Source organism: Halobacillus kuroshimensis DSM 18393 (genome assembly GCF_000425705.1).
GTDB classification, from domain to species: Bacteria; Bacillota; Bacilli; order Bacillales; family Halobacillaceae; genus Halobacillus; species Halobacillus kuroshimensis.
The window spans coordinates 17,625-37,549 of the sequence record NZ_KE384438.1 but is presented as its reverse complement, the minus strand read 5'-3'; the positions used below and the strand labels follow the sequence as shown (position 1 = coordinate 37,549).

Below are 19,925 nucleotides of genomic sequence, written 5' to 3'. Positions count from 1 at the left end.
TGTTTTCCTCCTCGTTTTACTGCCCCATAGATTTTTGGAGCGTTTTCTCTTCCTGATCGTTTAAATCGATAAGGCGGATGGGGGCAAGGCCCACACCGTTTTCCTCAAGCCCGAGCGTACGGGCACTGCCGTCCAGGTTTTCTCCTTCAGACAACTGTTCCATCACTCCATATAAAGCGACATTGACGTTTTTCAGCATGGACGTCACAACGGATTCTTCCGCCGTGTAAAATTGATCACTATCCACTCCGAAAGCGTAGATGTCTTGTTTTTCGGCTTCCTTCAGGACACCAATGCCTGTAAAGCCGGCAGCTGGAAAAATATAATCGGCGTTCTGATCGATCATCTCCGCCGTAAGAGAAGCGCCTTTTTGGTCATCATCAAAGGTATCCGCATAGCTGACCAATATTTCGGCGTCGGGAGAGGCTTCCAGAACTCCTTTTGTGAATCCCTCTTCAAACCGGTTTACGACAGGAATGTTTTCCCCTCCAATGAATCCTACGACACCACTTTTGGATTTCATACCGGCAATTAACCCGATCAGATAGCTTCCTTCATCTTCCTTAAAGGTGATGGATGATACATTGGGCTGGTCGGAAACGGCATCAACCAAAACGAAATCCTGGTCAGGGAATTCGGCGGCCAGCTGATCGACAGCCGGCTGTGAGTTATACCCGAGACCGATAATGACATCGTGCCCCTGATCAATCAGATCGCGGGCATGAGCTTCATAATTCTGGTCAAAAGGTTCACGGTAATCAAACGTTATATTCAACTCATCGCGGGCTTGCTCAAGGCCCTGAAAAGCGGAGTCACTGAAAGAATCATCTCCGAGACCGCTTTCAGTGACAAGCAGACCTGCACTGATTCCAGACTCTTCCGTTCCTTCAGCAGAACCGCTGCTGCAGCCGGATATAAGAAAACTAAACAGAAATAGGACAATAAAAAAGGTCGAACGCTTCAACTATTTCACTCCTCTGTATAAAATCCGCTGACATCATTTCCTTCGCTATGAAAGAGATGTCTGACAACTATATACATCGGCATATGCGGAGTGGAAATCAATAGGAAGTGGAGAAAAGCATAAAAAAAACCACTACGACCTCAGGTCATAGTGGTGGACGTGGACAGTTCAAAAGCGCCGGCCAGCAGTTCGTAGGATTTCAGCCGCTCCTCAAATGGAGTGACAATCGTATTGACGATGATTTCATCTACCTGGTAAAGGGAAGCCAGTTCCTCAATTTCTTCCTTCACCCGCTCGATCGAACCGACAATCATCCTTTTGCGGTTATCCGCGATGCGCTCCTCTTCAAAGACAGTGTAGGAGTGGGAAAGAGCTTCTTCCGGTGTAGGGAAGTGGGTGCGTCTTCCACCCTTTTCAATTTGAAGCAGAGCAAGATCCAGGCTTGATGCTAAATACTCGGCGCGCTGATCCGTTTCTGCACATACGACGAAAACAGAAACATTGGCGTCCGGTTCGGTCTGCTGCAGCGAAGGGGTGAAATGGTTGAAATAACGCTCCATGGCTCTTGTGCCGCCCCGGCCATTAATGAAGTGGGCAAAGGAATATGAAGCTCCCAGCTCCCCGGCCACCCGCGCACTCGTCCCGCTGGAACCGAGCATCCATACGGGTGGTGCAGTATCGCCTGTCGGTGTCGCCTGTATCCCCATTCCGTGCGGGTCGTGCCCATGCAGATAAGCAATCAGTTCTTCAACCTGTGCAGGGTAGCCTTCCACATTCGGAACGTTCCCTTTATTCAAGGCAAGATTGATGTTCGGCAGGCCTCCGGGTGCCCGGCCGACCCCCAGATCAATCCGGTCCGGATGAAGAGTCTCAAGAACACGGAAGGATTCAGCTACTTTAAACGGACTGTAATGCGGCAGAAGCACGCCTCCGCTGCCAATTCGTATGGTGTCTGTATGAGCAGCCAGGTGAGCGGCGAGAATTTCCGGTGAAGATCCCGCAAGGCTGCCGGTGCTGTGGTGTTCGGATACCCAGAATCGGTGATACCCAAGCCGGTCGGTCCATTCTGCTAATTCAGTTGTTTGTCTTAATGCTTCCTGTGGGTCTGTCCCAGCTAAAACAGGGGACTGATCCAATACACTTAATTTCATTGTGGGCCCCCTTTGAAGTAAACGGTTTATTTATCTTTTATCGTCCCATGGACACGTAAAAGATGCAATACATATGGCTTGGAATGTGTGTGATAATGCCCCGCTGCCTGCTTCTGTCTTCCGGCTGTAATGGAAGGATCTTCCGCCTGTCTTTTTAGGTTGGAAGAGCGTCTTGACCGGTTCCTTAAAGCAGTACAAAACACGGGGGTTTTTCTACATGCAGAAGACGGCCTCAGGCGGCCGTCTTCTTTGTGTGACTACCTCGATAAAAGTCCGAGAAGTCCGTAATTGAGCATCGTTGACTGATCCAGTTCAATCAGGTCTTTGATAGGAAGGTCCTCCACCTGCATAGAGGTCAGAAAGACAGAGGCGTTACGGAATTCGTCCTTCGGTGCAACGGCCATCCACTCCCCGTCCTCGAGGCCGGATACGACTTGGACAAGTCCGTCCTCCTCCATGCCGGTTGTCACTTCCCGGCGTTCCAGGATGCCCTCTTCATTCATGATCCAGGCGTACAGATTTTCTTCCGTCGTCAAGGCATCGTCCAAGGCAGCGACGGCTTGCGGCGCTTCCGCTGTGATCACCTGCATCTCCGCATGGTAGCCGGGGAGAAGCTGTTCATCAGCTTCTTCCAGTGTCACGATGAATGGATACCGGCTCTTCCCGCCAAGGTCTGTCTGTTCCGGGAATTCGTCCACCCGCGTTACCGTGCCGGTCGTTTCCAGTTCAAGCTCCGGTACAAAGATATCAACGGTTAAGTTTTCTTCCACCTGTGTCCGGTCTTCTTCTCGGATTTCGCCTTCCAATACGAGATTGGCAGACTTCATCGTAAGGATGGGAGCGTTGAGTTCTTCATCGATATCGGTTACAGTTCCTGAAAACTGGCTGGTGACTGTAATCTGTTCTCCCGTTTCCTGGAGCTGGTCCAGCTGGTCTTCCGCCATTTCAAGCAGTCCCTGCTGTTTGGAAAGTTCGGCCTGCTGTCTGGCAAGTTCCTCCTCTTTGAGATACTCCGCTTCTATAGAGGAATCCGGGGAAGAAGAGCTTTCTTCCTCGGCAGGATTCCTGTCTTCTCCTAAAAAGGAAGAAGTGGACCGGTCTGTTGTAGATGAGGAATCAGGGATATCATAGGCCTCCAGTTTATCCATATAGTCCTCGACGGCTGTTATTTCTTCCTGGATACGCTGCACTTCTCCTTGGAGACGGGATTCCTCTGCAGCGTAGTCTTCAACTTGATAGGTATAAAGGTCATCGCCTTCCTGCACCTTGTCCCCCTCGCTTACGAGAAACTGCTGGAAGGAACCATCTGCGCCGTCAAAGTAAACCGGGACAGATTCCTGCGATGTGAAGACGCCTTTGGTTTCCACTCTTTCAAAGAGGTCATATGTAACCGCCTGCGACCATGTATGGAGATAGGATTTGCGGTCCACTCTGTCGTCTTCGTCCAAATAAATCAACAGGGCATTCGTCGTAATAAAAGCGATGATCAACAATCCGGTCATTCTTCCTTTAATGTTAATTTTCTTCATAATATGTCCACCTGCGGCTTTCCTACCTTATTAAATAAAGAAGATACAAATCGTAATAGGCAAGGGCGGAGGTTCCAGCCCACAGCAATAAATGCCAGAAAATGACGCCGGTCCAGATCCAGCCGATTTTTGTTCTGGACAGCCGGGAAAGGCATTTGACCTGATACCAGATGATAAACAGCTGGAAAAGGGATATGGAACCGAAAAAATAAATGACCCACTCCAGAGAAGTGAAGTAGGAGGCTGCAACACCAAAGGAAAGAGGTGATACATACCAGTCGATTCCTGCATAGACCATCAACGGCACCCAGGTTACACGCTCAAGAAGCATAACGAGCAGGACGTTCATTTGTAGAATGATCAGCTTTTTGTAGGATACATGATTGAATAACCAGTAAAAAAACGAAGAGATAAATAAAAGGAATAAAAAAAACAGCAGCCCGTATGCAGCTCTGCCGATCAGGAACCATGCTTTTCTCAGTTCATAATCAGTCCGGGTCAATTCTGTCATATTTGCGGAAATCGCATCGGTACCCAGACCGAGCCAGGCTGTCCAGACAAAGGTGAGTAAAGTGAGAGCGAGTAAAAAGAATAATAGATTCCAGACGTTTTTCAATTTTTCTGCTTCATTCAGCTTGAACAAATGATCATCACGGCGGATGAACAGTTTGATCAAGTGGACCGAGTAAGTCATACACTTCATCCTTTACCAGTGAAAAATAGCATTCTCTGTATCATTTTAACGGAAAATGTCATGGGTTGCTATCCATTGCTGAGAATCTTTGGGAAAAGATGGAGAACCATGCGGTCCTCATTCAGGTTCTTCTGCAGAAAAATAAAAAACCCGGCGTCAAGCCGCCGGGCTGTTGATCAAGACGGGGCCGTTTCGTAATTGGATGCCCCGCGTTTCGGTTTGAAGAAAAGGGATCGGTCTCTGTAAAGAAAGATCATGGATAAAATAAACGCCAGAAGATCGGCCGCCGGGAAGGCAAGCCATACACCTGTAACACCGAAGAAATTCGGGAGGATCAGTACCAGCGGAATCAGGAACAGCACCTGTCGGGCCATAGACAGGATCATCGCCGGTTTGGCCATACCGAGAGCCTGGTAAAGACCACCGCTCACGACTTGAGCGCCAATCAGGACGGCAAAGGCAAACATAATCCGGATGGCGTGAGCCCCGGTTTCGATCGTCGCCTGATCTCCTGTGAAAATCATCATCAATACATTCGGGAAAGCCATCATGAGAACGAAAATACCGCCAGAAATGATGGTGACGACTTTCATTCCGAGCTTGACGGTTTCCTTTAGACGTTCATAATTCTGTGCCCCGTAGTTGTAGCCGATAATAGGCTGCATACCTTGGAGGACGCCGATCATCGGCATAATGGTGAACATGGCCAGCTTCTGGACGATTCCGAAGACACCGACTTCGAATTCGCCGCCGAACTTGATAAGCATCAAGTTGATAGCAATCATCATCGCGCTTCCAGCCACCTGACGGATAAACGCCGGCATACCGATGGTGATGATCTCTTTGATGATCTTCGTCTGAAGCTTCAAGGCGGCTCTTCTGACTGTTAGAGAGGATTTTCCTTTAAGGAAATAGTTCAGAACGACAATCGATACAGTCGCCTGGGAAATGACCGTCGCTATGGAAGCCCCCTGTACGCCCATGTCGAGTCCGAAGATGAAGATGGGGTCAAGAATGATGTTCAGAACCGCAGGAATGATCATCGTGATCATGGCAAACCTGGAATTCCCCTCTGAACGGATGATGTTGTTGGTCGCAAAGGCGAAGGAGAAGAACAGCGAACCGACCATGATCGGGAATAAATAATCCTTCGCATACGGCATGATGTTCTCTGTAGCTCCGAAAATGGTAAGGAGCGGCTCTAAAAAGGTGAATGCGCCGATGAAGCCGACACTGCTTATGAGAACAATCATGATCAGGACATTTCCGAAAACAAGATCAGCTTCGTCCTTTTTATCTGCTCCAAGCCTCCGTGAAATAACGGAAGCACCACCAATACCGACGGCTGCGGCAATGGCCATGATGATCATCATAACCGGGAAGCCGATGCTCACACCTGATACTCCGAGAATTCCGACACCGCGTGCGATGAATAATGTATCAATGACGTTGTAAAGCGCCATAACGAACATTCCGATCATCGCTGGAATGGACAAATTGGCCAACAGCTTTGGTATAGGCTGGGTGCCTAAACGCTGGCTTTGTTCTTTCATTCGTTTTCTCTCCCTGCTGTTTGTGACTTTATGCGTTCCTGGGTTTTTTTCAACCAGGATGTCATGATCTGCTGTTCCTCTTGAGAGAGGTCAGCGAAAGCTTCTGTTTCAATTTCCTTAATGGTTGTGACTATCATTTCGTGGAGTTCCATGCCGGCTTCTGTCAGAGTAATCAGTTTTGTGCGCTTATCCTCTTCACTCGGCCGTTTTGATATTCTTTCATATTTAAGGAGAGACTCCACAACGCCGTTCATAGAGGAAGGCTTGATATGCAGCCGTTTCTGGAGTTCCACCTGTGGCTGCTCGCCTTCTCTGGCTAAAATGTGGATGACCTTGCCCTGTGCATGGGTCAATCCATACTCCCCGAGCCGTTCGTTATATACGTTTCTTAGAAAATGGGAAACCATATGAATCTGATATCCCAGTGATTCATCCATCTGCTTTTTCATAATTACTTAGCCCCCTAAACAAAATATAGTATAAAACAAAGAAGACTATTCGTAAACCCTTCTGCTTTGGTGGATGGGTGCGGCTTGTTCTGACAGACAAGCCGACAGGTGGAGGAAAGAAGTGGTGTACAATGGATGATATGGAGGAATAGTGAGAAATACAGCGTAATTTCCGGTGATGTTCTCCTGAGATCCTCTATGGAAAAAGTCAGCGTCCTCATTTTGATGATTCCTGTTCAAAAGGGGAACCCAGCGGTTTTCACAAAGAGAGAACGTCCTGTCTATTTACTTAGACGCCGAAAGGATTTGCTTGGGAGGGAGTGGAATGAAAATAGAGGAAATCGTTTCAAAGGTGCGCTTTTCGTCAATTATGTAAGGAGGAAGGAAGGGATAATATGCCGCGATTTGAAACCGGGATACTTCTATATAACGGAAATAAAGAAGAAAATGAAATCACACCTGCACTCAGACAGGTTCTTCCTGAAGTTAGTAAAGAGGTCAAGGATCTGCGTGTGATACAGACGGCCTCGCTGGAAGAACTTCGTGACGTTTGCAGGACGTATGGTCCGGAAACCGATGTATTCCTAATCCTTGGGGGAGACGGGACGATCCATGAATGCATCAACAACATGGCGGAACTGGAAAAGCGACCGGTGATCGGTGTGCTTCCCGCCGGAACATGCAATGATTTCAGCCGTGTCCTTGATATTCCGCAGCGTCTGGATCAGGCAGCTGCGTCCATTATGAAGGGGGAGGCTGTAAAGGTGGATGCGGGAAAAACAGAAGATACGTATTTCATCAACTTCTGGGGCATCGGCCTCGTCGCCCAGACATCGTTCAACATCGATGAAAACCAGAAAAACCGTCTGGGTGTGCTCAGTTATTTCATCAGTGCATTGAAAACAGTGAACCGATCCGAACCTTTTCGTTTTTCATTGACTGTCGATGGAGAAAAACTGGAGGGGGAAGCGGTGATGATCCTTGTTATGAATGGGCAGTTCATCGGTACCCGGAAAGTTCCGATGTCATCGCTCGACCTGCAGGACGGGAAGTTGGATGTGTTGATCGTCAAAAATTCCAGCCTGGCTGTATTCAGAGAGTGGCTGGCCATGGGAAGAGAACGCTCTGTCGATCAGAAATTCCAGGACCTCAGCTATCGTCAGGGACAGCATATTACCATTGAAACGGAGACGGATGAAGAAGTGGATATGGACGGCGAAATTAAGACAGAGACGCCTGCACAAATCGGGGTGCTCCCGGGCCATTTCACTTTTTTAGGAGGCGGTCCGAACGCCCTTCGAACGACAACTGATCTATAAAGGCCTTCAAGCTTATCCGTCCGTGTCCTGATTGACAGTGCGAATTTGTTAAACTTATACTATCTCTATCTTTTAAAAAGGATGGGCGAACCGGATGAACGAACATGAATTATACTTGAAAAAGAAACAAGATCCATCATTGAAGCTGTTTGTCGTCTTATCTAAGGCGCAGCGGGCCATCGGTGATTTAGTGAAGGACGATATTCAGCGTTATGAATTAAACCCGACGGAATTCGGTGTACTTGAGCTTCTATACCATCAGGGGGATCAGCCGCTGCAGAAAATCGGCGAGAAGATCCTTCTTGCCAGTGGCAGCATTACGTATGTGGTAGACAAGCTTGAAAAGAAAGGGTTTTTGAAGCGTGTCCCATGTCCGACTGACCGCCGGATTACGTATGCGTCGATTACGGAAGAGGGCAAGGAACTGCTTCACGGCATCTTTCCGGATCACTGGCAGCAGATTGAATCTATTATGAGCGGCCTGACAGATGAGGAGAAAACAACGGCGATTGACCTGCTGAAGAAACTCGGAAAAAATGCCGGTCACCAAAAAGAGTAGCCAATTTTCAGATTATCCGTTATGATGGACGTAAGACTAAAGACAAAGGGGGTATAAAGATGTTACAGATGCATGCGCTTGATTATCAATTGAACTATCTGCGCCGTGCCATTATTCACATTTCAGCTGTCAACGGGACACGTATGTCCAAAATGACATCTGAATAGGAATGCTGTAACGTCTCATACCTGATAGAATACGCACGGAAAAAGTCAGAGGTAACGGGACCTCTGGCTTTTTTGTGCGCTTAAAACGTCTTTAGGAGGAACGGAAATGATTATAACCTTTAAACATATATACAAAATCATGGGCGGCGAAGTGTTATTCGAAAACTTGAATATGGAAATCAAAGAACATCAGCGTGTCGGTCTTGTCGGGAGAAACGGAAGCGGGAAGTCAACATTGTTCCGGATCTTAACAAAGGAAGAGCCGATTGATGGGGGCGATGTGTTTATCCAGAAAAGAAAAACCATCGGATATTTGACCCAGTTGCCATTCAATTGGATGGGAACCGGCCGGGAGTATTTACGCTCGGCCTTCCAAAAGCTTCAGGAAATGGAAGCAGAGATGAAAGAGCTGGAACAGAAGATGAGGATTCCGGAACATATGGAGGAAGCTGTAGAACGATACGGCTTCCTGCAGGAGCGGTTTGCAGATCGAGGGGGCTACGAAATGGAGTCATCCATCCGTCAGGTCGCACACGGATTAAAGGTCCATCACCTTCTTGATCAGTCCTTTACCACGTTGAGCGGTGGGGAAAAGACGAAGCTCGGTCTGGCGAAGCTGCTGTTGGAAAAGCCGGATGTGCTGCTGCTGGATGAACCGACCAACCACCTGGATGTCAAAGTGGTCGAGTGGCTGGAAGAGTTTCTCCAACAATATCCCGGCACACTCTGCATCATTTCTCACGACCGCTTTTTCCTCGACCGGGTCGTTACGGATATTTATGATCTTGATTCTGGTGATATAGAAGCCTATAAAGGAAATTACACAACCTTTGAAAAGAAAAAGGAAGAAAAGCTGCTGGTCGAGTTTCATCATTATGAAGAACAGCAGAAGAAGATCAAGAAAATGAGGGATGCCATCCGCCGGTTGAGGCAGTGGGCCAACGAGGCCTCTCCTCCCAGTGAGAAGTTATTTAAAAAAGCGAAAAGCATGGAGCGGGCGCTGGAACGGATGGAGAAAATCGATAAACCTGTCATGGATCCAAAACGGATGAAGCTTTCCCTTGATTCAGAAGACCGGACAGGGAAGGATGTCTTCATCGTGGAAAACGGTGGGAAGTCCTATGGGAGATCCTTGATTCTTCAGGGCTTCAACCTGCACGTCCGTTATCAGGACCGTCTGGCTCTCGTCGGGACGAATGGGAGTGGCAAGTCGACACTTCTTCGTCTGCTTCTGGAGGAAGAGCAGCTGGATGAGGGTACTATAAAACGTGCACCTGGGATGAAGGTGGGGTATCTTCCTCAACATCCGCTGCAGGAGGCCGATCAAGAGCAGAGGTTGATTGATTATTACCGCGCATCTATTCGTGTAACCGAAGGAGAGGCTCGGCGTCAACTGGCAGGATTTCTATTTTACGGCTATGATGTCTTTCGGAAAATCCGCCATTTGAGCGGCGGGGAACAAATGCGCCTGAAACTCGCCATCTTCATGCAGCAGGACTTACAAGTGCTGCTCCTGGATGAGCCGACTAATCACTTGGATATTGAATCCCAGGAGGTTCTGGAGGAAGCGCTGGACCGCTTCTCCGGAACGGTAATCGGTGTTTCCCATGACCGCCATTTTCTGAACCGGTGCTTTCCGGAAACCATGTATCTGGCAGGTGGAAAAGGATATCGATATTCAGGATCGTATGAAGATACGAAGCACCACTGGCCGGAGGAAAGAAAAGAGGAAGCGGACAAGAAGGCGGCACCTGAACCTGTGGAAGAACCCGCATCTCTGGAAGACCGGATTTCGGATCTTGAAAAAGAGGCCGCTCGTTTGGAAGAAGAATGGGCGGTGGCTTCGCTTTCAGAGTCCGGCAGGCTGGAACGGGAAAAACAAGAGCTTGATGAAAGACTGGAAGCATTGTATGAGAGCTGGCTGGACGAAGCGGGAGAATGAGAAAACGGGAGGGCAGACAGGCCCTCCCGTTTCTTTTTGTAGAAGTTTCCATCGAAACATACTTAAAGAATAGGGACATGCTTAGCTGGATTGTTTTTATGCTCTTCATAATAATGAACGAGCGGCTGTGTATAGTAGAAGAGGTCCGGACAGTAGAGGCCGGAAGATGCCAAATCGTTTTCTGCCTGGGCTGAATCATAATCGGCGGCGGTTTCAAAGTAGTCGAGCGCCTCTTTTTGAATGCCCAGCTTTCTACGGACTTGTTTCAGTTTTAACGGTGGACGGGCAGCCGCGAGCGGCACCGTCAGATGAGGCTGCTTATCGGCATACAGATACGCGAAATGATAATAGATGTCCCTGGCTGTATAGGGGTGAGGATCTGTCAGATGATAGGTTTTACCTTCTGCGGCAGGCAGGTGGGTGAGAACATTGGCCGCCTGGACTACATAATCATGAGGGACGAGGTTCACCCGGGCCCGGCCTTTCCCGAAATAAGGGACAACAGGGAGGGACTTCAGCGAATGCAGGAGGTTCAAGATAAAGTAAGGGCCGTCGAATTTCGCTGTCGATCCTGTCCGCGTATGACCGACGACGATGCCCGGCCGGACAATGGTGAGGGGCAGACGGTGCTGATATTCCTGTACCAGCTTTTCTGCTTCGTATTTCGTAAATTCGTAATGGTTTTTGAAGCCGTGACTATGCTTCAGCTCATGCTCGTAGACCGTTCCCTGCCTTTTTCCGGATACATAAGCCGTGCTGAAATAAAGACAGCGGTTCAATCGCAGGCAGACTTGCAGAAAACGGAGCACTTCGCGTGTTCCCTGAACGTTTACTTGAAGGGCAGGCGCCAGCGGAACGGCCAGATCATATAAGGCAGCCAGATGATAAAAATGAGTGAGGTTCTGTTTCAGCTCCTCAGCTGTCGAAGCGTCGAGCCCGAGATCTTTCTTTGTAATATCTCCGGTTATCAGTGTAATCCGGCCGCCATCCACGGCAGGGTCCTCCAGGCAGTCATGAAGCCGCGTCCGTGCTTCCTTTTCCATATGAGGAAGGTGAAGAAGATAGACATGCTCCACTTTCTGTGTGCGGAACAGGTCTTTCAGAAGCTCAGCCGCCAGAAACCCGGGGAAACCAGTACATACATACGTAAAAGCCATAAAACCGCCTCCTCCATCTTGTTTTTACCTCCATTCGGGATGGCGGAGGTGAATTCCTTTTTTCCTATGAAAAAAGGGGGATTAATAAGTGGGAATACGTGGTAAACATAGGTGAGGAATAGACGTTTAAACGTAAATGATCAGGGTAAAAATCTGTAGGAACGTTTATTGAACCGGCATGAGGAGGGGAGTCATGGGAAACCAGAATGTTGTTGTGTACACCAGTCGCGATTGTGCCTCTTGTAACCAGGTCATGGATTTATTAGATGAGTGGAATGTAGATTTTGAGGAACGGAACGTATCGGAAAACCGCACCTATTTTAAGGAGCTTCAGGGGAAGGGTGTCTACGGGACCCCGGCCACCTTTGTCGATGATCACCGTGTTTTAGGGTTTCAGAAGCGCAAGCTCCAGCAGGTGCTGGGGTTGAGGGAAGACCTATATGCTCAAACGGACTCATTCAACTTTTCATAAATAAAGGAAACAAGTGATGAGAGTCACTTGTTTTTTTATCGTGTCGGGTACTGGATGATTGTGTCTCACTTTTTTACTGCCTCTGTCATAGGCTGAAGTAAATACGTTAAAGGTGGCACAGTCATGTACCCATATTATTCCTACCCTTATTACGAAAACTGGTACCGGTATCCGGCTCCTCCTGTGTACAGCCAGGATACCTACCCGCAGACCTATTATCAGGGGAACGCCTTCTACCCATATCAGGGAAGTGCATCCTACGGCTTTCCTTACTACCAGGTGAATAGTAACCCCTACTCCGGTTATACTGAAACCGGGAATGAAGGCGGCTCCACCTCTTTCCAACCCGCAGCAGCAGGGAAGAGCGTGATCGGCTATTTTCAAAATGAGGAAGGTCAATTTGACTTTGATAAAATGATGAATACCACCGGTCAGGTGATGAAGACCGTTCAACAAGTCAGTCCGATTGTCAAAGGTATCGGTACTTTTGTGAAAGGGATCAAATAGACGCGCTGCCGATGTCAGCGCGTTTTCTTTCTTCCATATTGGAAAAACTGCAGGATGCGGAGGAAAAAGGTTATGAGTATTGGATGTTTGTGCATTCACGGATATACAGGAAGCCCGGAGGAAGTGCAGCCACTCGTGGATTTTCTGGAAGCGAGAACCGAATGGGAAATCGCCAACCCGACCCTGCCCGGCCATGGGGAGGATCTGGACCTTGAAGGGCATTATTATCAGGAGTGGATTGCAGCAGCTGAACTTGCGCTGTTGGATTTGATGAAACGTCACGATGAAGTGTATATCGTCGGATTCTCCATGGGTGGCATGATTGCGGCCTATTTGACGGCCAAATACCGGGTCGACCGGCTTGTGCTTCTCTCAGCCGCAGGCAAGTATGTGAGCCTTCCGCAGATGGCGAAGGATGTTCTGGAGATGGCTGGAGATGCGTGGAATGGTGTGCTGGCCGACAATGATCTGTTCCGGCGTTATCAGAAAAAAATGCGTGATACGTATGTATTTTCAACCATTGAATTTATGAAATGTGTACAATTTACCCGCCCCTATTTAAGAGAAGTGACCTGCCCTGTGTTAATTATCCAGGGGGAGCTGGACGGCATGGTTCCCAAAGCCGCAGCGGTTTATTTGGAGGAGGAAATTCCGTCAACAGAAAAAGAAGTGGTCTTTTTGAAGCAGTCGAAGCATCTCATCTGCCACGGAGATGATAAAGACGAACTGTTTAACAGAGTGCTCGAATTCATCGGCAGCGCTCAGCAGGAGGGGGTAACTTGAATAGCCGAACAGACGGATCACCCTTTTATTATGGATGGGTGATCGTTTTTATTGCCGGTCTGAGTGTGTTTTTCTCCGGTCCGGGCCAGACGTATTCCATTTCCATTTTCATTGATTATTACATAGATGATTTCGATTATACCCGCTCGCTTGTCTCTGGCATTTATTCTGGTGCTACGCTTGCAGCTGGATTCATATTGTTTATGATGGGGCGGCTGATTGACCGTTTCGGACAGCGGGCGATGATGGTCGCCGTCGGAATGTGCCTCGCCCTTGCGCTGTTCTGGAATGCTTTTTTAGCTGGTCCTGTCATGATGTTCATCGGTTTTTTCCTAATCCGGCTCTTTGGACAGGGATCGATGACACTGATTCCGAATACACTTGTTCCACAGTGGTTCATCCGGAAAAGGGGGCGGGCACTCAGTGTGATGGCCATTGGAGGTTTCGCGAGCTCTGCTTTACTGCCACCGTTGAATACGTGGCTGATTGAAGCGTTCGGCTGGCGAATGACCTGGGGAATCTGGGGAACCGCTCTGCTGGTGATTTTCGTGCCGCTTGCTTTTTACCTTGTGAAAAATCGTCCGGAAGATATAGGGGAAGTGCCTGATGGGAGCCGTAAACCGGCAGACGGGCAGGAGATCAAGAATCCGAATGTCGAAGTGAATGAAAAGAGCTGGACATTAAAAGAAGCAATGGCTACGAGAGCTTTCTGGTTCATTTTGTTTTGTGTGACGGTTCCCGCTCTCGTCAACACAGCGATCACGTTTCATATGGTTTCCATTATGGAACTGCGCAGCCTTGACGCTGGAGTAGCAGCAATGGTGTTGACGCTTATGGCCGTTGTCGGATTTCCTGTCACTTTTATTAGTGGCTGGCTTGTCGACCGCTTCCGAGTGCATTACATTCTGGCTGTTACATTTTTCGGTCATATATTGACGCTGCTGCTGCTTCTTGTGACGGATTCCTGGGCTGCCGCTGTCGGTTTTGGCTGTTTATGGGGAGTGGTGAATGGATTTGAGCGGATTGTATTGAACATCGTATGGCCGAATTATTTCGGGCGTGCCTACCTCGGGAGCATTAAGGGGCTTGCCCAGACGGTGATGGTCATTGGATCTGCTCTCGGGCCGCTGCCTTTCGGTATTTTTTATGACTGGCTCGGGGGCTATCAGGAAATCATTGTGCTTACCGTTTTGTTTCCAGTCACCGCGACAGTTCTGGCACTGCTTTCCCCGCAGCCTGATTACGCAGACTATCATGGATAAACAAACTCCTTAGGCTAGGCCTAAGGAGTTTGTTGGCTGTAGAAAAAGCCTGTGTTTATCAGTTAGAGTTGTCGATTTGTCGTGTGAAGGGTCACTTTTCGCTTGTTGGTGGATGAATGCCGCGGGCACGCCCGCAGCTAACTTGGTCAGGAAGGTCGCCTGCCCAAGTGGATCTTCGGCCCGTGCTGTTCCCGCAGGCATCCCCACCGAACGCTCCTCGTGCCGACGTTAGAAAATAGAGGAGAGAGACTGTGACCTACGCAGGTTCGCAGGTTCAAAAGAACGGGATGGGCTGCGCGCTATTGCCGCTTGCGTGGAAAAGAAAAATAGAAAGAACAGGCACTGATGACAGCTGTCAGCCGGAATATGAAAAAGACTTTCCTCCATCCAGCAAGGATGAGCTGGGTGAAGGAGAGTCTTTGTCGATGTTAAAGAAATCCCAAGGGGCTTTCGCTCCTGGCGGTAAGAAAGAAAAAAGCTTGTAAAGAAACAGGGGTTTCTCTACAAGCTGAAAACTCCTTAGGCTGAGGCCTAAGGAGTTTTCCGTTTTAATCTTTGAAAAAGGCGATGACGAGGCCGCCTTCACCTGCATAGGTAGCAATCAAAGGACCCATATCCATAAACAGGCTTTCCTTAAATGGATAGCGGTCTTTGATCATTTCAAGTACCTGACTGCCGCGTTCCTCATCATTGGAATGGGACAGAGCAATGACGCGGTCTTCGAAGGAATGTGCGTATTCCCCGATTTGATCGACAAAGCGGCGGATGGACTTTTTGTTTCCCCGCACCTTTTCCGTTACTTCTACAGCGCCGACGTCACTGGCCTTCATAAGGAGCTTGATGTTCAACGTCTTCGCGAGAGCGCCTTTCACTTTATCCAGCCGTCCACCTTTGATGACGTTCTCCAATGTTTTCAAAATGAACAGTGTCGTCGTGTTTTCGATACGATCTTCCATATGGGCGACAAGTTCCTCAAAGGAGACGCCTTCGTCGATTTTCTTTCCTGCTTCATCGACAAGAAGAGCGATACCGCAGGAGGCCGTTTTGGTGTTCATAACTGCAATCCGGCGGTCAGGCTCTTCTTCAAGCAGCATGTTTTTGCCGATTTCAGCACTTTCGTAGGTGCTGCTCAACCCGTGACTGATGGCAAGGACGAGGATATTCTTAGACGGGTCCACGCGTTTGTACATTTCATAAAAATCATTCGGGCTCGGAGAAGAGGAGCCGGGAAGCTCTTCTGATTGCCTCATCTTCGTATAGAAGGTGTCCAGATCAATGGTTTCTTCCGTTTTATAATGTTCGTCTCCGAAATGGATATTTAACGGGACGGAGAGGATGTTATGCTTCTCCATCATTCCCGGCGCGACATCTCCGCCGCCGTCGATGATTAGTTGTGTATTCATTCGTTCACCTGCTCTCAAAATATCGTCTTTCCAGTATACCAGACTCGTTTCAGTGATCTTTTTTCAATTCGTGGGTCAGTTTCGGCTCGACTTTTTTCGTGGTGCTCAAAATAAACATCATCAAGCCGAATAAAACGATGGATCCACCAAGCCACTGCACCCATGTGATGGATTCCTTAAGGATCCAGTAAGCTAAAAGAGAGGCTCCAATAGGCTCCAGGAGGGCCGCCATCGATATGGAGGCTGCGCTCAGCCAGCGCAGTGTCCAGTTGAACAGTGAATGTCCGAAGAAGGTAGGAATCACGGCAAGGGCCAGAAAGATGAACCACTGCTCTCCGGAGTAGCCTGTGAAGGCAGTCCCGACGGCCAGGTTGTAGAGGCCGAGGGTGACAGCTGCCATTCCATAGGCAATCAGTGTATAGGTAAGAAGCGACAGCCGCTGGCGGAGACTCTGTCCCAGCAGAAAGTACCCAGTGACGGTAACCGCTCCGAGGAGCGCAAGAATATCACCGGCCAGGGCTGTTCCACTCAGCTGAAAATCTCCCCATCCAATGATGATACTTCCGATTAACGTAATGAAAAGGCTGAGAATGGCTCCGACGGTAAATCGTTCCCGAAAAAACAGATAGGCGCCCGTAAAGGCAAAGACGGGCTGGAGGGAAACGAGAAGAACAGAGCTTGCCACGGATGTATATTTTAAGGATTGAAACCAGAAGATAAAGTGGAAGGCGAGAAAAATTCCTGAAATCGTGGCAAGGAGCCAATCTTTTTTATGAATGTGTTTGAATTCACCGGAATGTTTCCATAATACATAAGGGGCCATCAGTCCGGCGGCAAGCAGCAGCCGGTAGAACGCCGTCATCGAAGCAGGGGCGCCGCCCGCAAGCTTGACGAAAATGGCCGAGGTGGATATGGAAACCACTCCGATAAACAGGATGAAATAAGGATGCACCGGAGGCTTTTCCAATCTAGCCCTCCTCTGGTATAGGTCGGTTTTTACTCATTTTATCATTATTGGGTTTGAAAAGCATAGCGGAAATGTGTAGAATATAATGTGTTAAATATGTTATGATGAATAAATCTATCAGGCAGATACCAGAGAAGCCTCTCCCGTTTCCTGTGGCAGAAGGCTTTTTTTACATGGATATAGGTAGAAGATTTAAACATAAAGGAGTAGGAATTAAGTGACAACATTCGAATCACTAGGATTATCAAAGCCGATTCTAAAATCATTAGACGTAATGGGCTTTGAAGAAACCACACCAATTCAAGAACAGACCATCCCTCTAGGACTAGAAGGGAAAGACGTGATTGGGCAGGCTCAGACAGGTACGGGTAAGACGGCGGCATTCGGTATTCCGATGCTTGAAAAAATCAACAAACAGGTGAAAGGCGTTCAAGGTCTTGTCATCGCCCCGACAAGAGAACTGGCTATTCAGGTAGCTGAAGAAATGAACCGCCTTGGTAAAGGGAAAGGCGCACGCGTCCTTCCGATTTACGGTGGATCCAATATGGAGCGCCAGATCCGTGCGCTGAAAAACAACCATATCGTGGTAGCGACACCTGGACGTTTACTTGACCACATTCGTCGTAAAACGATCAAATTGGAGAACGTGCATACAGCTGTCCTTGATGAAGCGGACGAAATGCTGAACATGGGCTTCATCGATGATATCCGCGACATCCTGAAGGCTCTTCCAGAAGAACGTCAGACACTCTTGTTCTCTGCGACAATGCCAAAAGAGATCCGCGACATCGCAACAACTCTTATGAACAATCCGGAAGAAGTTAAAGTGAAAGCGAAGGAAATGACGGTGGAAAACATCGAGCAGTTCTTCGTAGAAGTTCCGGAAAAACACAAGTTCGATACACTGACACGCCTGCTTGATATTCATGATCCAGCCTTGGCGATCGTCTTCGGTCGTACGAAGCGTCGTGTAGACGAAGTGGCTGACGGTCTTCAAGCCCGCGGATTCAGCGCGGAAGGGATTCACGGAGACCTGACTCAAGGAAAGCGTATGTCTACGTTGAACAAGTTCAAGCGTGGCCGTATTGAAATCCTTGTCGCTACAGACGTAGCTGCCCGCGGACTGGATATCTCTGAAGTGTCCCACGTGTACAACTTCGATATTCCACAGGACCCGGAAAGCTATGTACACCGTATCGGCCGTACTGGTCGTGCCGGACGTAAAGGAGAGTCTATCTCCTTTGTTACACCACGTGAAAAAGATCAGCTTAACTTGATTGAAAAGCTGACGAAGAAAAAAGTGGATCGTCTGAAAGTGCCTTCTTCTGAAGAAGCTGCACGCGGTCAGCAGAAAGTGGCTGTCGAAAAGATTGCTGAAACTGTGAACAACAATGACTTGAACAACTACAAAAATGCAGCGGAAGAACTGCTTGAGCGCTATGAGCCTTCTGACCTTATCGCAGCAGCTCTGAAGTTGATGACCAAAGAGCGCAGTGAAGTTCCTGTCAATTTGTCCTACGTTGCACCAATCAGCGTGAAAAACGCCCAGCGTGACAAAGGCAAGAAAAAAGGCGGCTACCGCAAAGGCGGAGGCGGCCGTAACTTCAACAACAAAAACAAATCCCGCAACCGCAACTTCAGCGGTAAAGGTGGTAAGCGCGGTAGCTACCAGAACAAAGGCCGCAGCTAATATATAAAAAGATCCGCTTCCTATCTGTCAGGAAGCGGATCTTTTTTTGTTTCAAGGGAGCGGTCCGGCGCACGAATTAAAGTGACCGGTTCACAAGCGCGAACAGGGCGAGGAAAATGATGATGCCCCACAATACATATTTTCCGATTTTTCCACGGCCGAACCGCCGTTTTTTCCAGCGGTTGGGATTGAAGGAGATCTCATCGCTGTCCCGGTTGGAATGACGGGTGCGGACCTGCCACAGGGAAAAGGGACGGGCGTTTTTTAAGATGGCAGGGGCGATGGCGAAACCGCCGATCAAACCGAACAAGTGGCCGAGCACGTTGATGTTCGGACGGGTGAACGTCATGAAAAGCCCGAGAGCGAAGATGACGATGATGATCTGTGCATTGGCCTGATCGATTAAATGCTTCTGAAACAGCACCATAAACAGATACACACCGAAAATTCCGAAGATGGCTCCGGATGCACCGAGGTGCGCGTAGTAAGCATCGGGGTTTACAATGAATGTCCCGATGTTGCCGGCAATACCGGCGGCCAGGTACATGACGATAAACCGGACGCGGCCGAGCATCTGTTCAAGCGCAGGTCCGAACAGGACGAGGGAGAAGGAATTGAATACGGCGTGCATGAAGCCGGCATGCAGGAAGATGGGAGTGATCAGTCTCCAGTACTCTCCATTTAATACGAGTACGTTCACGCCGATGCCCCACTGCTTCAAGTCGACAGCAAAACCAAGCTGAAGGAAATCCGCAAGCAGCCATAACGCAAAATGAATTCCGACAAGCGCGGAAACCACTGGATAAAATCTCAGAAACTCTTTGAAGCTTTCTGTTCGTAAAAACATGACATTCGTCTCCTTTGTGATGTCTTGTTATCTAAAAGTGTAGTCCCACCACCGTCTGCGTATTCTTTTTTTAACAAAGGTACGTTCGGGTATACTGGTGGTAGATTGATATGGAAAAGGAAGATGCTGTGTGATCAGAGGAATCGGGATCGATATGGTTGAAATCGATCGTATTAAACAAAGTATAAAGCGTCAGCCGCGCTTTGTTCAAAGAATATTAACGGAAAATGAATATCAGCGCTGTCACAATCTTAAGGAACAGCGTCAGGCGGAGTTTGCCGCCGGGCGCTTCGCTGCCAAAGAAGCCTTCTCAAAGGCGGCTGGGACCGGCATCGGTGCCCTCGGTTTTCAGGATATGGAAATCCTGCCAACGGAAAACGGCGCCCCGCAGATGACCGCCAAGGGCTTTGAATCCTGCCGCATCTGGGTGTCGATCACCCACAGCCGGACTCATGCGGTCGCCCAGGTGGTTTTGGAAGAGAGCGGCCGGGAATAGACAGGCAAGACATA

General features: G+C 48.7%; 20 protein-coding genes. 10 read left to right on the top strand and 10 right to left on the bottom strand.

The annotated features are described in order from the left end of the window. Positions 1–16: 16 nt before the first annotated feature. The 6 genes from H615_RS0120190 to H615_RS0120165 all read right to left on the bottom strand — a co-directional run bounded on the left by H615_RS0120190 (position 17) and on the right by H615_RS0120165 (position 6,340). The gene (locus H615_RS0120190) at positions 17–964 is read right to left on the bottom strand and encodes a BMP family lipoprotein (RefSeq protein WP_027956810.1); all 948 of its coding nucleotides are present in this window, start codon (positions 962–964) and stop codon (positions 17–19) included. 140 nt (positions 965–1,104) lie between these two features. Next, entirely contained in the window at positions 1,105–2,115 is a 1,011-nt protein-coding gene (locus H615_RS0120185) for an LLM class flavin-dependent oxidoreductase (RefSeq protein ID WP_027956809.1), read from the bottom strand. Positions 2,116–2,372: 257 nt separating this feature from the next. Beyond that, entirely contained in the window at positions 2,373–3,644 is a 1,272-nt protein-coding gene (locus H615_RS0120180; RefSeq protein ID WP_027956808.1) for an efflux RND transporter periplasmic adaptor subunit, read from the bottom strand. A 22-nt stretch (positions 3,645–3,666) separates the two neighbouring features. Beyond that, positions 3,667–4,338, bottom strand: coding sequence for a hypothetical protein (locus H615_RS0120175; RefSeq protein WP_027956807.1), 672 nt, complete (start codon positions 4,336–4,338; stop codon positions 3,667–3,669). A gap of 176 nt (positions 4,339–4,514) precedes the next feature. Further along, the gene (locus tag H615_RS0120170; protein WP_027956806.1) at positions 4,515–5,891 is read right to left on the bottom strand and encodes an MATE family efflux transporter; all 1,377 of its coding nucleotides are present in this window, start codon (positions 5,889–5,891) and stop codon (positions 4,515–4,517) included. Beyond that, positions 5,888–6,340 (bottom strand): MarR family winged helix-turn-helix transcriptional regulator, encoded by a 453-nt coding sequence (locus H615_RS0120165; protein WP_035532851.1) that lies wholly within the window; start codon positions 6,338–6,340, stop codon positions 5,888–5,890. Before H615_RS0120165 ends, H615_RS0120170 begins: the two co-directional genes overlap by 4 nt. Before the next feature lie 395 nt (positions 6,341–6,735). Here H615_RS0120165 and H615_RS0120160 point away from each other — a divergent pair, with 395 nt between their 5' ends. From H615_RS0120160 to abc-f, 3 genes are all read left to right on the top strand, one after another. Beyond that, on the top strand, positions 6,736–7,659 hold the full coding sequence (locus H615_RS0120160; RefSeq protein ID WP_027956804.1) for a YegS/Rv2252/BmrU family lipid kinase: 924 nt from the start codon (positions 6,736–6,738) through the stop codon (positions 7,657–7,659). Positions 7,660–7,753: 94 nt separating this feature from the next. After that, complete coding sequence (locus H615_RS0120155) at positions 7,754–8,218, top strand: MarR family winged helix-turn-helix transcriptional regulator (protein WP_027956803.1); 465 nt, start codon at positions 7,754–7,756, stop codon at positions 8,216–8,218. A 273-nt stretch (positions 8,219–8,491) separates the two neighbouring features. Then, a complete protein-coding gene (abc-f, locus tag H615_RS0120145; protein WP_027956802.1) occupies positions 8,492–10,327 on the top strand; it encodes a ribosomal protection-like ABC-F family protein in 1,836 nt (611 codons plus the stop codon). 62 nt (positions 10,328–10,389) lie between these two features. Here the strand turns inward: abc-f and H615_RS0120140 are convergent, their stop codons facing one another. After that, positions 10,390–11,484, bottom strand: a complete 1,095-nt coding sequence (locus H615_RS0120140) for an SDR family oxidoreductase (protein WP_027956801.1) — start codon at positions 11,482–11,484, stop codon at positions 10,390–10,392. Positions 11,485–11,677: 193 nt separating this feature from the next. On the opposite strand from H615_RS0120140, the gene H615_RS0120135 reads away from it, so the two are divergent. The 5 genes from H615_RS0120135 (at position 11,678) to H615_RS0120110 (ending at position 14,993) form a co-directional block, all read left to right on the top strand. After that, positions 11,678–11,956 carry a glutaredoxin family protein gene (locus tag H615_RS0120135; RefSeq protein ID WP_027956800.1) on the top strand — a complete coding sequence of 93 codons (279 nt, stop codon included), beginning with the start codon at positions 11,678–11,680 and terminating at the stop codon, positions 11,954–11,956. A 123-nt stretch (positions 11,957–12,079) separates the two neighbouring features. Further along, positions 12,080–12,463, top strand: a complete 384-nt coding sequence (locus H615_RS0120130; protein ID WP_027956799.1) for a YppG family protein — start codon at positions 12,080–12,082, stop codon at positions 12,461–12,463. A gap of 72 nt (positions 12,464–12,535) precedes the next feature. Continuing rightward, positions 12,536–13,246: an alpha/beta hydrolase gene (locus H615_RS0120125; protein ID WP_027956798.1), complete on the top strand. Its 711-nt coding sequence runs from the start codon at positions 12,536–12,538 to the stop codon at positions 13,244–13,246. Next, a complete protein-coding gene (locus H615_RS0120120; RefSeq protein WP_027956797.1) occupies positions 13,243–14,508 on the top strand; it encodes an MFS transporter in 1,266 nt (421 codons plus the stop codon). Before H615_RS0120125 ends, H615_RS0120120 begins: the two co-directional genes overlap by 4 nt. A gap of 251 nt (positions 14,509–14,759) precedes the next feature. Further along, positions 14,760–14,993: a hypothetical protein gene (locus H615_RS0120110; protein ID WP_027956795.1), complete on the top strand. Its 234-nt coding sequence runs from the start codon at positions 14,760–14,762 to the stop codon at positions 14,991–14,993. A gap of 63 nt (positions 14,994–15,056) precedes the next feature. On the opposite strand, the gene H615_RS0120105 is transcribed toward H615_RS0120110, so the two are convergent. Beyond that, positions 15,057–15,911 carry a DegV family protein gene (locus tag H615_RS0120105; protein ID WP_027956794.1) on the bottom strand — a complete coding sequence of 285 codons (855 nt, stop codon included), beginning with the start codon at positions 15,909–15,911 and terminating at the stop codon, positions 15,057–15,059. A 49-nt stretch (positions 15,912–15,960) separates the two neighbouring features. Next, positions 15,961–16,878, bottom strand: a complete 918-nt coding sequence (locus H615_RS0120100; RefSeq protein WP_027956793.1) for a DMT family transporter — start codon at positions 16,876–16,878, stop codon at positions 15,961–15,963. Between the two features lie 217 nt (positions 16,879–17,095). On the opposite strand from H615_RS0120100, the gene cshA reads away from it, so the two are divergent. Further along, positions 17,096–18,568 carry a degradosome RNA helicase CshA gene (gene cshA / locus H615_RS0120095; RefSeq protein ID WP_027956792.1) on the top strand — a complete coding sequence of 491 codons (1,473 nt, stop codon included), beginning with the start codon at positions 17,096–17,098 and terminating at the stop codon, positions 18,566–18,568. Between the two features lie 76 nt (positions 18,569–18,644). On the opposite strand, the gene H615_RS0120090 is transcribed toward cshA, so the two are convergent. After that, the gene (locus H615_RS0120090) at positions 18,645–19,415 is read right to left on the bottom strand and encodes a rhomboid family intramembrane serine protease (RefSeq protein ID WP_027956791.1); all 771 of its coding nucleotides are present in this window, start codon (positions 19,413–19,415) and stop codon (positions 18,645–18,647) included. A 130-nt stretch (positions 19,416–19,545) separates the two neighbouring features. Between H615_RS0120090 and acpS the strand changes: the two genes are divergently transcribed. Beyond that, the gene (gene acpS, locus H615_RS0120085; protein WP_027956790.1) at positions 19,546–19,911 is read left to right on the top strand and encodes a holo-ACP synthase; all 366 of its coding nucleotides are present in this window, start codon (positions 19,546–19,548) and stop codon (positions 19,909–19,911) included. The last annotated feature ends 14 nt before the right edge of the window (positions 19,912–19,925 follow it).

Bases quoted from the DNA above. Each gene is read 5' to 3' on its own strand.
- H615_RS0120185 (WP_027956809.1), bottom strand. From the start codon at position 2,115: ATGAAATTAAGTGTATTGGATCAGTCCCCTGTTTTAGCTGGGACAGAC.
- H615_RS0120155 (WP_027956803.1), top strand. From the start codon at position 7,754: ATGAACGAACATGAATTATACTTGAAAAAGAAACAAGATCCATCATTG.
- H615_RS0120160 (WP_027956804.1), top strand. From the start codon at position 6,736: ATGCCGCGATTTGAAACCGGGATACTTCTATATAACGGAAATAAAGAA.
- H615_RS0120130 (WP_027956799.1), top strand. From the start codon at position 12,080: ATGTACCCATATTATTCCTACCCTTATTACGAAAACTGGTACCGGTAT.
- H615_RS0120170 (WP_027956806.1), bottom strand. From the start codon at position 5,891: ATGAAAGAACAAAGCCAGCGTTTAGGCACCCAGCCTATACCAAAGCTG.
- H615_RS0120180 (WP_027956808.1), bottom strand. From the start codon at position 3,644: ATGAAGAAAATTAACATTAAAGGAAGAATGACCGGATTGTTGATCATC.
- H615_RS0120090 (WP_027956791.1), bottom strand. From the start codon at position 19,415: ATGTTTTTACGAACAGAAAGCTTCAAAGAGTTTCTGAGATTTTATCCA.
- abc-f (WP_027956802.1), top strand. From the start codon at position 8,492: ATGATTATAACCTTTAAACATATATACAAAATCATGGGCGGCGAAGTG.
- H615_RS0120135 (WP_027956800.1), top strand. From the start codon at position 11,678: ATGGGAAACCAGAATGTTGTTGTGTACACCAGTCGCGATTGTGCCTCT.
- H615_RS0120175 (WP_027956807.1), bottom strand. From the start codon at position 4,338: ATGACTTACTCGGTCCACTTGATCAAACTGTTCATCCGCCGTGATGAT.
- H615_RS0120105 (WP_027956794.1), bottom strand. From the start codon at position 15,911: ATGAATACACAACTAATCATCGACGGCGGCGGAGATGTCGCGCCGGGA.
- H615_RS0120140 (WP_027956801.1), bottom strand. From the start codon at position 11,484: ATGGCTTTTACGTATGTATGTACTGGTTTCCCCGGGTTTCTGGCGGCT.
- H615_RS0120165 (WP_035532851.1), bottom strand. From the start codon at position 6,340: ATGAAAAAGCAGATGGATGAATCACTGGGATATCAGATTCATATGGTT.
- H615_RS0120125 (WP_027956798.1), top strand. From the start codon at position 12,536: ATGAGTATTGGATGTTTGTGCATTCACGGATATACAGGAAGCCCGGAG.